At 73.0% G+C, this 12,860-nt stretch carries 9 protein-coding genes; 6 read left to right on the forward strand and 3 right to left on the reverse strand.

Features of this window, described 5'->3' with window-relative positions; genetic code table 11:
• Window positions 1–4 precede the first annotated feature (4 nt).
• Together MQP27_RS22495 and MQP27_RS22500 are read left to right on the forward strand one after the other, a co-directional pair.
• Window positions 5–1,666: an ATP-binding response regulator gene (locus tag MQP27_RS22495; protein WP_242767100.1), complete on the forward strand. Its 1,662-nt coding sequence runs from the start codon at window positions 5–7 to the stop codon at window positions 1,664–1,666.
• Window positions 1,667–1,748: 82 nt separating this feature from the next.
• On the forward strand, window positions 1,749–2,663 hold the full coding sequence (locus MQP27_RS22500; protein ID WP_242767101.1) for an SGNH/GDSL hydrolase family protein: 915 nt from the start codon (window positions 1,749–1,751) through the stop codon (window positions 2,661–2,663).
• A 19-nt stretch (window positions 2,664–2,682) separates the two neighbouring features.
• Here MQP27_RS22500 and MQP27_RS22505 read toward each other — a convergent pair whose 3' ends face one another.
• Both MQP27_RS22505 and MQP27_RS22510 read right to left on the reverse strand, forming a co-directional pair.
• Window positions 2,683–4,029, reverse strand: coding sequence for a cation:proton antiporter (locus MQP27_RS22505; RefSeq protein WP_242767102.1), 1,347 nt, complete (start codon window positions 4,027–4,029; stop codon window positions 2,683–2,685).
• 25 nt (window positions 4,030–4,054) lie between these two features.
• Entirely contained in the window at window positions 4,055–6,409 is a 2,355-nt protein-coding gene (locus MQP27_RS22510) for an arylsulfatase (protein WP_242767103.1), read from the reverse strand.
• A 191-nt stretch (window positions 6,410–6,600) separates the two neighbouring features.
• Between MQP27_RS22510 and MQP27_RS22515 the strand changes: the two genes are divergently transcribed.
• The 4 genes from MQP27_RS22515 to MQP27_RS22530 all read left to right on the forward strand — a co-directional run bounded on the left by MQP27_RS22515 (window position 6,601) and on the right by MQP27_RS22530 (window position 10,140).
• A complete protein-coding gene (locus tag MQP27_RS22515) occupies window positions 6,601–7,935 on the forward strand; it encodes a hypothetical protein (RefSeq protein WP_242767104.1) in 1,335 nt (444 codons plus the stop codon).
• 80 nt (window positions 7,936–8,015) lie between these two features.
• Window positions 8,016–9,428 (forward strand): anaerobic sulfatase maturase, encoded by a 1,413-nt coding sequence (locus tag MQP27_RS22520; RefSeq protein WP_242767105.1) that lies wholly within the window; start codon window positions 8,016–8,018, stop codon window positions 9,426–9,428.
• Between the two features lie 128 nt (window positions 9,429–9,556).
• The gene (locus tag MQP27_RS22525) at window positions 9,557–9,928 is read left to right on the forward strand and encodes an SHOCT domain-containing protein (protein WP_242767160.1); all 372 of its coding nucleotides are present in this window, start codon (window positions 9,557–9,559) and stop codon (window positions 9,926–9,928) included.
• 14 nt (window positions 9,929–9,942) lie between these two features.
• On the forward strand, window positions 9,943–10,140 hold the full coding sequence (locus MQP27_RS22530; protein WP_242767106.1) for a DUF8691 family protein: 198 nt from the start codon (window positions 9,943–9,945) through the stop codon (window positions 10,138–10,140).
• A 27-nt stretch (window positions 10,141–10,167) separates the two neighbouring features.
• Here MQP27_RS22530 and MQP27_RS22535 read toward each other — a convergent pair whose 3' ends face one another.
• A complete protein-coding gene (locus MQP27_RS22535; RefSeq protein ID WP_242767107.1) occupies window positions 10,168–12,825 on the reverse strand; it encodes a winged helix-turn-helix domain-containing protein in 2,658 nt (885 codons plus the stop codon).
• Window positions 12,826–12,860 lie beyond the last annotated feature (35 nt).

Consider the following 12,860-nt stretch of genomic DNA (forward strand, 5'->3'; position numbering starts at 1 on the left):
GACCATGCCCGAGGACCCGGACTTCCGGTCCCTGTTCGACGCGACCCTGTCCCCGCTGCTCGTCCTCACCCCCGACTTCACCATCGTCGAGGTCAACCGCGCCTACCTGACGGCCACCCGCACCGAGCGGAGCATCGTCGGCCGGCCCATTTTCGACGTGTTTCCAGACAACCCCGAGGACCCGTCCGCCGACGGCGTCGCCAACCTGCGCCGGTCGCTGGAGACGGTGGTGGCGAGCCGCCGCACGGACACGATGGCGTTGCAGCGCTACGACATCCCCACGGGCGAGGAGGGAACGTTCGCCGAGCGGTACTGGAGCCCGGTCAACACACCGGTCCTGGACGCCGACGGGCAGCTCACGTACATCATCCACCGGGTCGAGGACGTCACCGAGTTCGTGCATCTGCGCAAGGTCGGGCGGGAGCAGCAGCGGGCCGTCGCGGACGCGCAGATGCGGGCCGAGGGCATGGAGATCGACCTGTTCGTGCGGGCGCGGGAGATCCGTGAGGTGAACGAGCAGCTGAGCCGGGCCAACGCCGAACTGGACGCGGCGGGGCGGCGGCTACGGGAGGAGCAGCGGGCCAAGGACCGCTTCATCGCCACGCTCTCGCACGAGCTGCGCAACCCGCTCGCCGCCGCCACCGCTGCCACCGAGCTGCTCGCCCTCGACATGCCGCGGGGCCACCCCGCGCTCGCCGTCCTGGAGCGGCAGCTGGGCACGCTCACGCGGATGAGCAACGACCTGCTGGACGGCACCCGCGCGGTGACCGGGCGGCTCGAACTGGTGCGGGATCCCGTCGACCTGCGGTCGGTCGTGGACGGGGCGTGCGCCGACATCCGCGGGCTGTTCGGGCACGAGGGCCGCACCCTGGGCGTCGTACTGCCGGACCGGCCGGTGATCGTGGACGGGGACCGGCTGCGGCTCGCGCAGGTGCTGACGAACCTGCTGTCGAACGCGCTGAAGTACACCCGGCCCGGCGGCCACACCGAGGTGGGGCTGAGCGCCGAGGACGGCCGGGCCCGGCTGACCGTGCGGGACGACGGCATCGGCTTCGAACCGGCCCAGGCCGAGGAGCTGTTCGGGGTGTTCATGCGGGCCGCGCCGGCGGGTCCCGACACGCCGGAGGGGCTCGGGCTGGGGCTCGCGGTGGCGCGGACGGTGGTGGAGCTGCACGAGGGCCGCATCTCCGCGCACAGCGACGGGCCCGGCAAGGGCGCCTCCTTCACGGTGCTGCTGCCCACGACCGACGCCACGGGCCCGCGGCAGCCGCGCCCCTCCGCCGTCCGCCCGGCAGCGAGCCGGCTGGCCATCCTGATCGTCGAGGACAACGCCGACCTCGCCGAGACCTACCGCACCCTGCTGGAGCGCCAGGGCCACCGGGTCACGGCCGTGCACACGGGCCACGACGCCCTGGCCGCCACCGAGCGCGAGCCCTTCGACGTGGTCCTTTGCGACCTGGGTCTGCCCGACATCGACGGCTACGCGGTGGCCCGTGCTGTACGCGCGCGGCCCGACGGCGACCGGCCGCGCCTGATCGCGGTCTCCGGGTTCAGCCAGGGCACCGACCGCGCCCTGTCCCGGGCGGCGGGCTTCGACGCCCACCTCGCCAAACCGCTGCCGTTGACGGACCTGCTGGAGCTTCTGGAGCGGCTGGGCGAGGGGTGAACTCGGTTGCGCGTCTTCCCCCTTGTGCCCGGCTGTGCTTGCCTGGGGAGCCGTTTTCGGTTGCCGGGGCGGGAGTTGCTGCATGCGGACACCGTGGATCGTGGGCGTGCTGCTGACCGGAGTCTTGCTGCTGGGCGCGTGCGGCGACCCGTCGTCCGGGCCGGAGTCCGCGCCGCCCTCACCGGCCGTGCCCGGGGTGTCCGCGACGACGACCCACCAGCGGGCGCCCGCCTCCGCGAGCGTGCCGGCCGTGGGGCCCCGCGTGCTGTACCTGGGCGACTCGCTCGCGATGGAGGCCCAGGACGTGCTGGGCGCGCAGCTGCGCCGGGACCTGAACGCGACGTACCGGAGCGCCCCGTACTCCGGCACCACCCTGTGCGACTACCTGGAGGGCACGGGAGCGAAGTCGCTCGTGCCGGACTCCGACAAGGCGGCCGCGCTCGTGCGCTCGCTGCACCCGGACTACGTGGTGCTCCAGTTCTGGGGCAACGCCTGGGGCTACACCTGGTGCATGGACGGCATCACCTACGACGCCTCGCAGCAGCGGTACTTCACCCGCTACAAGGCCGACCTGGCCAGGCTCACCGAGCAGATCGCCGACGCGGGCGGCGGCAGGCGGCCGCGGATCGTGTGGGTGCTTCAGGGACCCGATCCGATCACACCCGACCGGGTGCGCCGGGTGAACGGCATGTACGAGCGGCAGGCCGCGGCCGCGGGCGACCTGGTCGCCGACGCGGGCGCCACCGTCAGCCCGGCAGGCGCCCGCTACACCTGGACCCAGTACCTGCCGTGCACCACGTACGAGCACGAGCATCCCGACTACTGCACCCAGCCGTCCCGCGACCGCACCGCGCTCCACCTCGACCAGGACTACCTGCACTTCTGCCTGGCCCCCACGACGTCCACGCCGAAGCCGTGCCCGGTGCGCTCCCCCGGCATCCTGCGCATCGCACGCGCCATCACCGGGGTGATCGCGCAACGCGTGCGTGCCCAATGAGCCGGGCGGACGGCGGACCTCACCCGCCAGACGAACGGGGGCCGGGCATCCGGGGAACGGGCCGGTCGAGGCGGCCGAGGCGGCTGCGTGCCGGGGCCTCGGGTGCGGGCGTCCCCTCGCGCAGGGCGGCGCCTTCCGACGCGCTCGCCCCGCGGTACCAGGCGCCGTACCGCTCGGCGAGCGGGATCGCCGAGACGCCGTGGAGGACGACGCTGAGGGCGACGGTGACGGCGACCACCCGCCCGATCTGCTCGGTGCCCGGCACGCGCTCCTCCACCACCAGCAGGGCCAGCACGATCGAGGCGAGGCCGCGCGGCCCGAACCACCCCAGGTAGGCGACCGTCGGCACCCGCAGACCACTGCCCAGCAGCGCAAGAGCCACCGGCACGAGCCGGACCACGGTGAGGCTCAGCACGCCGTACCCGATCACGGATCCGCTCAGGTCCTGCAGGGTGGGTCCCAGGAGGACCGCGCCGAAGATCATCAGGCTGATCGAGGCCAGCAGACCGCCGAGGTTCTCGGCGAAGTCGGCCGTGCGCTGCGGGTCTTCCGGCCCGGCCGGCGCCGGGAGGCGTCGCAGGGCGTGTCCGAAGGCGAAGCCGGCGACCCAGGCGGCGATGAAGCCGCTGCCGCGGGTGACGACACCGGCCTCGTACGAGCCCGCCGCCACCGCCAGGACGTAGACCTGACCCCATTCCCGGGCCACCCACCCCCTGCCGCGCGCGGCGCGCAGGAGCCGGCCGCAGACGTCGCCGATCAGCAGGCCCAGGGCGGTGCTGAGCAGCAGGGCCCGCCAGAACACCCCGGCAACCCCCTCGTGCGCGTAGGAGGTACCGGGGATCGCCGCCAGGAACAGGACGAAGAACGGCAGCACCATGCCGTCGTTCAGCCCGCTCTCCACGTTCAGCCCCTGCCGTACGAGGGCGGGCACCTGCGGGTCGGAGATCGCGGTCTTGCCCAGGGCGGCGTCGGTGGGGGCGAGGACGGCGCCCACGAGGGCCAGTTCCCAGAGCGTCAGGCCGGGCAGGAGCGGCCAGGCCAGCAGCCAGCCGGCCGCCAGGCTCAGCGGCAGTCCGATCCCCAGCAGCCGGCCGGGCAGGAAGCCACCGGTGGTCAGATCGCGCAGGCGCACCGCCATGGCGTCCGTGAACAGCACCAGGACCAGGGCCGCTTCGAGCAGCGCCGTGATCAAAGCCGTGTCGTGGCCGATGTCGACGAGGCCGAGAACCGCGGGGCCGATGAGGACTCCGGCGCCCACGAACACGATCGCCGAGGTGAGCGGGGTCCGGGCCAGCCGATGCGAGCCGAGGGCGTACGCGGCGGTGACGCCCGCCACCGCAAGTCCCGCCCACGCGTGCGCACTCATCACGGGCTCCTCACTGCCGACCGTGCTAGTCGCGCATGAACGCCCCGGTGACCTCCTTCTCGAGGTCGGCGAAGGCCCGCCCGCTGACGTCCACCAGGACGTGCCGGACGGTGCCGCCGAGGAACCGGAACGGCGCCTCGTAGTCGTCCGAGACGGCCTGGCCGCTGTCGCGTCCCACGCACAGTCCCTCGCCGTCGAGGGAGAACATGCCGGGCTGGGTGCGGATGGCGAGGCGGCCGGCCTCATGGTCGTCGACGCGGAGGACGAGCGTGCCGCTCGTGATGCCCTCCTCGGTGCGGTCCTCGGCCGTGAAGGCGGCCGACAGGATGTGCTCCCCGACGCCGATGCGGTCCGGCGAGACGACCTTCTGCTCCAGCAGGCCGAGCCAGTTGTAGACGTAGTGCAGTCGGCCGTCCAGCAGGTACAGGCTGTGCCCGCCGAAGCGCCCGCCCTGCGCGAACAGCACACCGCGCGCCTCCGGCGTGTCGATGTGCACGTCGGCGGCCACGGTGTAGGAGCGGCCGCGGATGTTCACCGCCACCGACTCCGGCACGTCCGCGCAGTCGGGGTAGTACACGTACCGGTCCCGGGGCGCGGAGAGCTGGGGCCGGGGTGTGGAGAAGATCTCCGCCGCCGTACGGTCGTCCAGCGGCAGCCCGTTGTACCGCTCGGCCTCCCGCGCCCACAGCAGCTTCAACTCGGCCAGTTTCCCGGGATGTTCGGCGGCCAGGTCGCGGGCCTCGGAGCGGTCCTCGCGCAGCCGGTACAGCTCCCACACGTCGTCGTCGAAGCTGCTCCAGCCGGACGGCGCGGGCGGGTGGAGCGCGGAGGCGTGCCAGCCGTCGTGCCAGATGCCGCGGGTGCCGAGCATGACGTAGAACTGGGTGTCGCGCGGGTCGGGCGCTGCGGCGTCCTCCAGCACCGGGCGGAAGCTGGCGCCGTGCAGGGGCGTCTGCTCGTGGCCCTTGACGGTGCCGGGCGGTTCGACGCCGAGCAGGTCGTAGAGCGTGGGCACGATGTCGATGGCGTGCAGGTACTGGTGGCGTATCCCGCCGGCCGCCTCGCCCAGACCGGCAGGCCAGGACAGGAACATGGGGTCGGCGACACCGCCCTCGTAGGAGGCCCACCGCTTCCAGTACTTGAAGGGCGTGTCGAAGGCCCAGGCCCAGCCCGTCGGATAGTGGTTGTACGTCTTCGGGCTGCCCAGGTCGCCCAGGCGGCGGATGTTGTCCTCGATGCGGTCGGGCACCCCGTTGAAGAAGTTGTTCTCGTTGAGGGAGCCGTTGGGACCCCCCTCACCGCTCGCGCCGTTGTCGGACACCACCACGACGATGGTGTTGTCCAGCTGGCCCGACTCCGCCAAGTAGTCCAGCACCCGCCCGAGTTGGGCGTCGGTGTAGGAGACGAAACCGGCGAAGACCTCCGCCATGCGGGCGAACAGGCGCTTCTCGCCGTCGCTCAGGGTCTCCCAGGGGCGCACGAACTCGCCGGCCGGCCAGGGAGTCCCCGTGGGGCCGAGGGCGTGCGGTTCACCGTGCGGGTTGACCGGGGTGAGCTCGGTGTCCTCGGGCATGAGGCCCAGCTCGATCTGCCGCCGCAGGGTCAGTTCGCGGTAGACCTCGTAGCCGTCGTCGAAGACCCCGCGGTAGCTGTCGGCCCAGTCGCGCGGGACGTGGTGGGGGGCGTGTCCCGCGCCGGGGCACAGGTACATGAACCACGGCTTCTCTGGGGCGATGACCTTGGCGTCCCGGATGAACCGGACGGCCCGGTCGGCGAGGTCCTTGGACAGGTGATAGCCCTGGTCCGGGGTCTGCTCCACCTCGTAGGGGTGGTTGTCGTACACCAGGTCGGGGTAGTACTGGTCGGTCTCGCCGCCGAGGAAGCCGTAGAACCGCTCGAAGCCCCGGGACAGCGGCCAGTGCCGTTTGGAGGAGGCCATGTTCGCCTCCTCGGACGGGCACAGGTGCCACTTGCCGACGCAGTACGTGTTCCAGCCGCGCTCGACGAGCACCTCGGCGATGTTGGCGTTCTCCTGCGGGATACGTCCGTTGCAGCCCGGGAAGCCGCTGGTGACCTCGGTGACGCAGGCCATGCCGTTGCTGGTGGCGTTGCGGCCGGTCATCAGGCAGGACCGGGTCGGCGAGCACAGGGCCGTGGTGTGGAAGTTGGTGAAGCGCACACCGGCGTCGGCGATGCGCCGCATCGCGGGAGCCTCGACCCGGCCGCCGAAGAAGTCGAAGGTGCCGAAGCCGATGTCGTCCCACACGAGACAGAGGACGTTCGGCGCGCCCTCGGGGGCCTGCGGCTCGCGGTACGGCTCCCAGTCGGGCACCGAGTCCCGGATGTCCTGCTCGATCCTCCCCCGGAACACGGCGGCCATGACGCTCCTCCTGGGCTCGGGGATGCTGCGTCCAGCCTGGTCCGGGCCGGTGTGTGCCGTCGTCACCCCGGGCGGGTGACGACGGCGCACACCGGCCCGGGTTCGCCCGTTCGGCCTCCCACGACGTGCTCGTGCTGCGCCGAGCGGCGGGAATGGAGGCATCCAATCACCCGAACGCGCCGGGAGGTCCCATGAGCGCGCCGCCGACACCCGGCTCCTCCGGACCTGCGGACGAAGGCGACCGGGCCGACGAGAAGCCCGTGCGGAAACGCGGCTCCGCCCCCGGCCGGCTCGCCCGGAGCATCGCTTCGGGCGTCCTCGCCGTACTGACCTGTGTCCTGGTGCCGGTCGCCCTGCTGGCGACCTGGGTGCACGACATCGCCCTCGACACCGACCGGTACGTCTCGACCGTGTCACCGCTCGTGACCGAGCCCGCCGTGCAGGACGCGGCCGTACGCAGGATCACCGACGCCGTGGACGTGCGGGTCGACGGCACCCAGGCCGCCGGGGACATCTCCGACTGGCTGGCGTCCCAGGGCCTGCCGCCCCGGGCGGCCGCCGCTGTGCGGATGCTCGGCCCGCAGCTCGACTCGGCCGTGGACCAGGCGGTGACCCGGGTCGTCACCCGGGTCGTGCACAGCGAGGCCTTCGCCGACGTGTGGACGTCCGCCAACCGGGCCGCACACAGCGCCGTCGTCCACGCCCTCACCGGGCAGGGCCGCGGGGCGGTCGGCGTCGACGAGGGGACGGTCACCCTCGACGTGGGCACCGCCGTCGACCGGGTCAAGAACGAGCTGGTCGACGCGGGGCTCACCCCCGCCGGGAAGATCCCCGAGGTGGACAGGCAGCTGGTGCTCTTCCACTCGGACCAGCTCGCGAAGATCCGGAAGGGCGCGCATCTGCTGGACGTGGTCGGGAACTGGTTTCCCGTCCTCGTCGTGGTGATCGGGACGGCGGCGGTCCTGCTGGCCCGCCGCCGACGCCGGGCCCTGGCCCGCACCGCGCTGGGCGCCGCCTTCGCCTGTCTGGTCGTGGCCATCGGCCTCGTCGTCGCCCGGCGCTACTACCTCGACCACCTCCCGCCGCAGATCCAGTCGCGGGCCGCCGCGGCCGCCGTCTTCGACACCCTGCTGCGTTTCCTGCGCGTCAGCCTGCGCACGGCCGTCGTACTGGGTGTCGTGATCGCGCTGGGCGCCTACCTGGTCGGTCCGGGCCGACTGCCCGTCGCCCTCCGGCGGGCCGGCGAGCGCACCGCCGACTCCGCGGCGTCCTGGGCCCACACCCACCAGGTCGGGGCCGGGCGGGTCGGCGTGTGGGCGCAGGCCTATCGCCGGTGGATCACGCTCGGCGCGCTGCTCGTCGTCGCCCTGGTCTTCGCCCTGTGGAACCACCCGACCGTGCTGACGATCCTGCTGCTGGTGCTGATCCTGCTGGCGGTCCTCGCGCTGATCGCCCTGCTGGCAGCCGCCGGACGCGTCGCGGGCGACGCCGAGAGAGCGGACGGACACGGCCGTGGCGCCGGCTGACCGGGCCCGGCGCACACGGCACACCCGCATCACCCAGCCCGGGTGATCCAGCCCGCGAGGGCGCGCCCGAGCCTGGGTTCATGACCGCGGTGCCCCTGCCGACCCCGTCCTTCCCCGGGCCCGACGCGGGTTCCGAGCCGGGCCCCTTCCACCTGCTGGCCAAACCCGCCGGAGCGATCTGCAACCTGGACTGCACGTACTGCTTCTTCCTCTCGAAGGAACTGCTGTACGAGGGCAGCCGGTTCCGCATGGCGGACGAGCTGCTGGACCGCTACATCCGCCAGCTCATCGAGGCGCACGGGCCGGCCCCGGAGGTCACCGTGGCCTGGCAGGGCGGCGAGCCCACCCTGATGGGCCTGGACTTCTTCCGCCGTTCGCTGGCGTACGAACGCCGCTACGCCCGCCCCGGCCAGCGGATCGTCAACACCATCCAGACCAACGGCACCCTGCTCGACGCCCAGTGGGCGCGCTTCTTCCGCGACAACGACTTCCTGGTCGGGCTGTCGGTCGACGGTCCGCGTGCGATGCACGACGCCCACCGGGTCGACAAGGGCGGCAGGCCCACCTTCGACCGGGTCATGCGCGGGCTGCGACTGCTGCGAGAGCACGGCGTGCAGTGGAACGCCCTGACCACGGTGCACGACGCCAACGCGGCCCACGGCCGCGAGGTGTACGCCTTCCTGCGCGACGAATGCGGCGCCAGGCACCTGCAGTTCATCCCGATCGTGGAACGCACCACGCAGCAGCACCTGGCCGCCGCCGACGCGGGCTGGGGCACCCGCGCGAAGGACCGGCCGCTGTACCGGCAGGAGGGCGACCGGGTCACCGCGCGGTCGGTCACCGGCGAGCAGTACGGGCGCTTCCTCATCGACGTGTTCGAGGACTGGGTACGGCGGGACGTCGGCACCGTCTACGTCCAGATGTTCGATGTGGCGCTCGCCAACTGGTACGGCGTCCCGCCGTCGCTGTGCGTGCACTCCGAGACGTGCGGGCGGGCCCTCGCACTGGAGCACAACGGCGATGTCTACTCCTGCGACCACTTCGTGGAACCGGCCCATCTGCTGGGCAACATCGGGCAGTGGCACCTGCTGGAGCTGGTGGACTCGCCGCGCCAGCGGGAGTTCGGCCGCGCCAAGCGCGACGCGCTGCCGCGGTTCTGCCGTGAGTGCGACGTCCGCTTCGCCTGCCACGGCGGCTGTCCCAAGGACCGCTTCGACCGGACGCCGGACGGGGAGCCGGGCCTGAACCACCTGTGCGCGGGGTTCAAGGCGTTCTTCCACCACGTGGACCGCCCCATGGCCACGATGGCCGCGCTCCTGCGGCGAGGCCTGCCTCCGGCCCTGATCATGCGGCGCTACGCCGACGACGACGCCGTACGGCCCCACAACGCTCCGTGCCCCTGCGGCGGCGGACGCAAGTGGGCGCGCTGCCACGGCCGCCCCGCACCGCGTGCCACGGACACCGGGGCCCGGGCTGCCACCCGCACCGGGTGATTACGGCCACGGCCGCCCGGCGCACCGTGAACAGCGTCAGAACCGCTCCCCCCGCCACCGTGTCCGTGGCGGGCCGCAGACCGGAGGACGTCGTGAACGACTACCCCCTGCTCAACGGGTTCCTCACCATGATGTGGTTCTTCCTGTGGATCATGTGGTTCATGCTCCTGTTCCGCGTCATCGGCGACATCTTCCGCGACGACGGCCTCGGCGGCTGGGGCAAGGCGGGCTGGACCCTGTTCGTGTGTGTGTTGCCCTTCCTGGGCGTCCTCGTCTACCTGATCGCCCGCGGACGCGGCATGGGTGAGCGCGCGATGCGCCGGGCCGAGGCGCAGGAACAGGCCTTCCGCAGCTATGTGCAGCGCGCCGCCGCCGACACGCCGGCCGCCGGTCCGACCCGCGCCGACGAGCTGGCCAAGCTGGCCAGCCTGCACGACCACGGCGACCTCAGTGACGCGGAGTACGAGAGCGCCAAGTCCAAGGTCCTCACCTCCGTCTGAAGAGAAGCGTGCCCATGCAGTACGAGATCCGGGTGGACGGGCAGATGTCGCCGACGCTCATCCAGGCCTTCCCCGAGCTGCAGACCTTCGTCGTGCCGAACCAGACCGTCCTGGTGGGCCCTGTGGCCGACGAGGCGGAGCTGTACGGCCTGCTGGCACGCTGTCAGTCGCTGGGGCTGCATGTGGTGGAGATGCGGCGGCTGCCCGAGTGACGGCCCGGTCGCGGCGTCCGCCACGCCTCACAGAACGTGCAGTTCCCGGGCCCGGCGCACGGCCTCCCCGCGTCGGCCGGCTCCGAGTTTGCGGTAGATGCTCTTGAGGTGGGTCTTGACGGTGTTGACCGACAGGTGGATGTCCTCGGCGATCTCCTCGGTCGACATCAGCTGCGCCAGACGCTCCAGGATCTCGTGTTCGCGCCGGCTGAGCGGTTCGATCAGCTCGGCGGGCGACCGGTCGCGCGGCAGCTCTCCGCGCACGGTCGCGGGCAGCCAGTCGTGCACCGCCACCAGCTCCGGCCGGCGGTGCAGGAGCCGTCGCAGCCAGGGCCCGGTCTCCAGGAAGGGCCGGCGCAGCCCCTCGGGCCGGGCGACGAAGAGGGCCCGTGCGATCAGCCGTGCCGCCGCGTCGCCGTTGCCCAGCAGTTCGGCGGCCTGAGCCCGCACCAGCAGCGCCCGCACGGTGACGGCGGGGCCCTCGCCCGGTCCGGTGGGGAGTTCGTCGAGGAGTTCCAGCGCCGCGTCCTGCTGCCCCGCGTCGAGCATGGCCCGGGCCTCGGTCACCCGGTTCTCGGGGGCCGGGTCCTTGTCCTGGTGGAAGACCTCCAGCGCGGCCAGCGGCCGGCCCGCGGCCAGGTGGGAGGCGCCGACGGTGAGGACGGCACGGTCGTGCACCCAGGGGGAGGGCCGGATGGCCGGGGTGTCCTGGTCCAGCCCTTCGAGGGCCCGGAGTGCGGCCTGGGGGTCCCCTCCGGCCAGCCTCAGACGCGATCGGAGCAGGGTCAGACCGGTCGTCACGATGGGGTCGTGCAGGGCCGCGGACGCGGCGGCGGCCCGGTCCAGATGGCCGCGGGCCTCGCCGAGCTCGTCACGGTCGATGGCGACCGCGGCCAGGACGAGCTGGGCGACCCCGGTGCGCGCGGTCGGCGGCAGGCCCGAGCGCTCCGCCTGGGCGACGGCCTCCCGGGCATGTCTCTCGGCGCGGGCCGGCCAGCCGCGCAGGAAGTCGATCAGGGCGAGCCGCCCGAGGCTCTCGTGGCGGGGGGACGCGGTCACGGGGCTGGCGGTCACCCCGGCGGCGGCCGACAGCGTCGCCCGTGCGGCGTCGAAGCGGCCCTCCCACAGCTGCGCCGACCCGAGGTCCGTGAGCATGAGTGCCGGGAGCTCCGGATGCCGGTCCACGAGTTCCTGCGGAAGCGCCGGCCGGGCCGCCTCCGCGTCCTGTGCGGCCGCCTCCGCCTCGTCGGCCGAACCCGTCATCCGGGCGGCGAGCACCCGCAGCGTGGCGCAGCTGAGCCGCAGCGCCGCCGAGACCTGGTCCTCCTCGCCCAGCCGCGACTCGACTCTGCGCAGGTGGCGCAGGCCGCGGTCGATGTCGTGCCGGGCCAGTTCGCGGGCCGCGCGCACCAGGTCCACCGCGGGTCCGGAGGCCTCCGGGGGCATCCGGGAAAACAGCCGGTCGAGTCGGTCGACCTCCAGCCCGGTGCGCAGCCGCCCGATCGCCAGTTCCTCGACGAACAGGGTCGCGGCGAACTCCCAGTCGCCCGCGTCCGCGGCGTGCGGCAGCGCCTCGGCCGGAAGGCCCGCCCCGCTCAGCCACTGGGCCGCAGTGCGGTGCAGCACGGGTTCCAGACCCGGTCTGCGCACGCGGAGGTGGACGCGGAGTATCTCGGCGAACAGCGGGTGCAGCCGGTAGGTGGAGTGTCCCAGGGACTCCACGAAGGCGTTGGCGTGCTGCAGCTCGTCGAGGATGGGCGCGGCGTCGTCGCGGCCGGTGAGCACGTCGGCGAGCTCCGGGCGGATCTGCTCCAGGATGCTGGCGCGCAGCAGCAGGTCCTGCGTCTCGGGCGGCTGGGCGTCGAGCACCTCGGCGAGCAGGAAGTCGGCGAGCGTGCTCTGCCCCGCCTCGAACTCCTTGAGGAACGCCTCGGGGTCCTCGGCCTGCTGCGCCGCCAGGATGCTCAGCCGCAGTCCGGCCGCCCAGCCCCCGGTGCGCGTCGTCAGGGCCCGTACGCCTTCGTCCGACAGGGACATCCCGTGCCGGTCGAGCAGCTCGGCCGTCTCCCGCGGCAGGAAGGCCAGGTCGGCGCCGCGGATGTCGACGGCCTCGCCCGCGGCACGATAGCGGTGCAGCGGCAGGAGCGGTTCGGTGCGGCTGATGACGACCAGGCGCAGTCCGCCGCCGGAGTGGCGCAGCACGAAGTTCAGCTCGTCGGCGATCTCGGCGGAGGCGGCCACGCGCTCGAACTCGTCCAGCACCAGGACCACGGGCCGCTGCTGCCGGCTCAGCAGGGCGGCGAGCCGGGCGAGCATCGAGTGGTCGACCTCGCCGGAGCGCGCGGGGGTGCCGACTCCGTCGTCGGAGCCGGCGAGTTGCCGGCGCCGCAGCGCCTCCAGTACGTAGGTCCAGAAGACGCCGGGGCTGTTGTCCTCGGCCTCCACCGTGAGCCAGGCGATCCGCCGCGGTACCCGTGGCCCGGTGGTCCAGTCGGCGACCAGCAGCGTCTTGCCGGCCCCGGCCGAACCGTTGACCAGGGTCACCGGCCTTCGCACACCCTGCGTGAGCCGTGCGATCAGCCGCGGTCTGCGCACGAACGTCCTCGGCACCGCGGGCAGGCCGAAACGCGCCGCCAGCAGCGGGCCGCCGTCGGGTGTACGACTCTCACCGGTTGGTTCGCCCACTCTATGAGCTTTGCTCGGAGTGCCGCGGGTCGCAA

It is taken from the genome of Streptomyces cylindrosporus (assembly GCF_022698165.1).
GTDB classification, from domain to species: Bacteria; Actinomycetota; Actinomycetes; order Streptomycetales; family Streptomycetaceae; genus Streptomyces; species Streptomyces cylindrosporus.

What these genes read in the sequence shown, in the direction of transcription:
- MQP27_RS22495 (WP_242767100.1), top strand. Translation starts at nt 5, where the DNA reads ATGCCCGAGGACCCGGACTTCCGGTCCCTGTTCGACGCGACCCTGTCC.
- MQP27_RS22500 (WP_242767101.1), top strand. Translation starts at nt 1,749, where the DNA reads ATGCGGACACCGTGGATCGTGGGCGTGCTGCTGACCGGAGTCTTGCTG.
- MQP27_RS22505 (WP_242767102.1), bottom strand. Translation starts at nt 4,029, where the DNA reads ATGAGTGCGCACGCGTGGGCGGGACTTGCGGTGGCGGGCGTCACCGCC.
- MQP27_RS22510 (WP_242767103.1), bottom strand. Translation starts at nt 6,409, where the DNA reads ATGGCCGCCGTGTTCCGGGGGAGGATCGAGCAGGACATCCGGGACTCG.
- MQP27_RS22515 (WP_242767104.1), top strand. Translation starts at nt 6,601, where the DNA reads ATGAGCGCGCCGCCGACACCCGGCTCCTCCGGACCTGCGGACGAAGGC.
- MQP27_RS22520 (WP_242767105.1), top strand. Translation starts at nt 8,016, where the DNA reads ATGACCGCGGTGCCCCTGCCGACCCCGTCCTTCCCCGGGCCCGACGCG.
- MQP27_RS22525 (WP_242767160.1), top strand. Translation starts at nt 9,557, where the DNA reads ATGATGTGGTTCTTCCTGTGGATCATGTGGTTCATGCTCCTGTTCCGC.
- MQP27_RS22530 (WP_242767106.1), top strand. Translation starts at nt 9,943, where the DNA reads ATGCAGTACGAGATCCGGGTGGACGGGCAGATGTCGCCGACGCTCATC.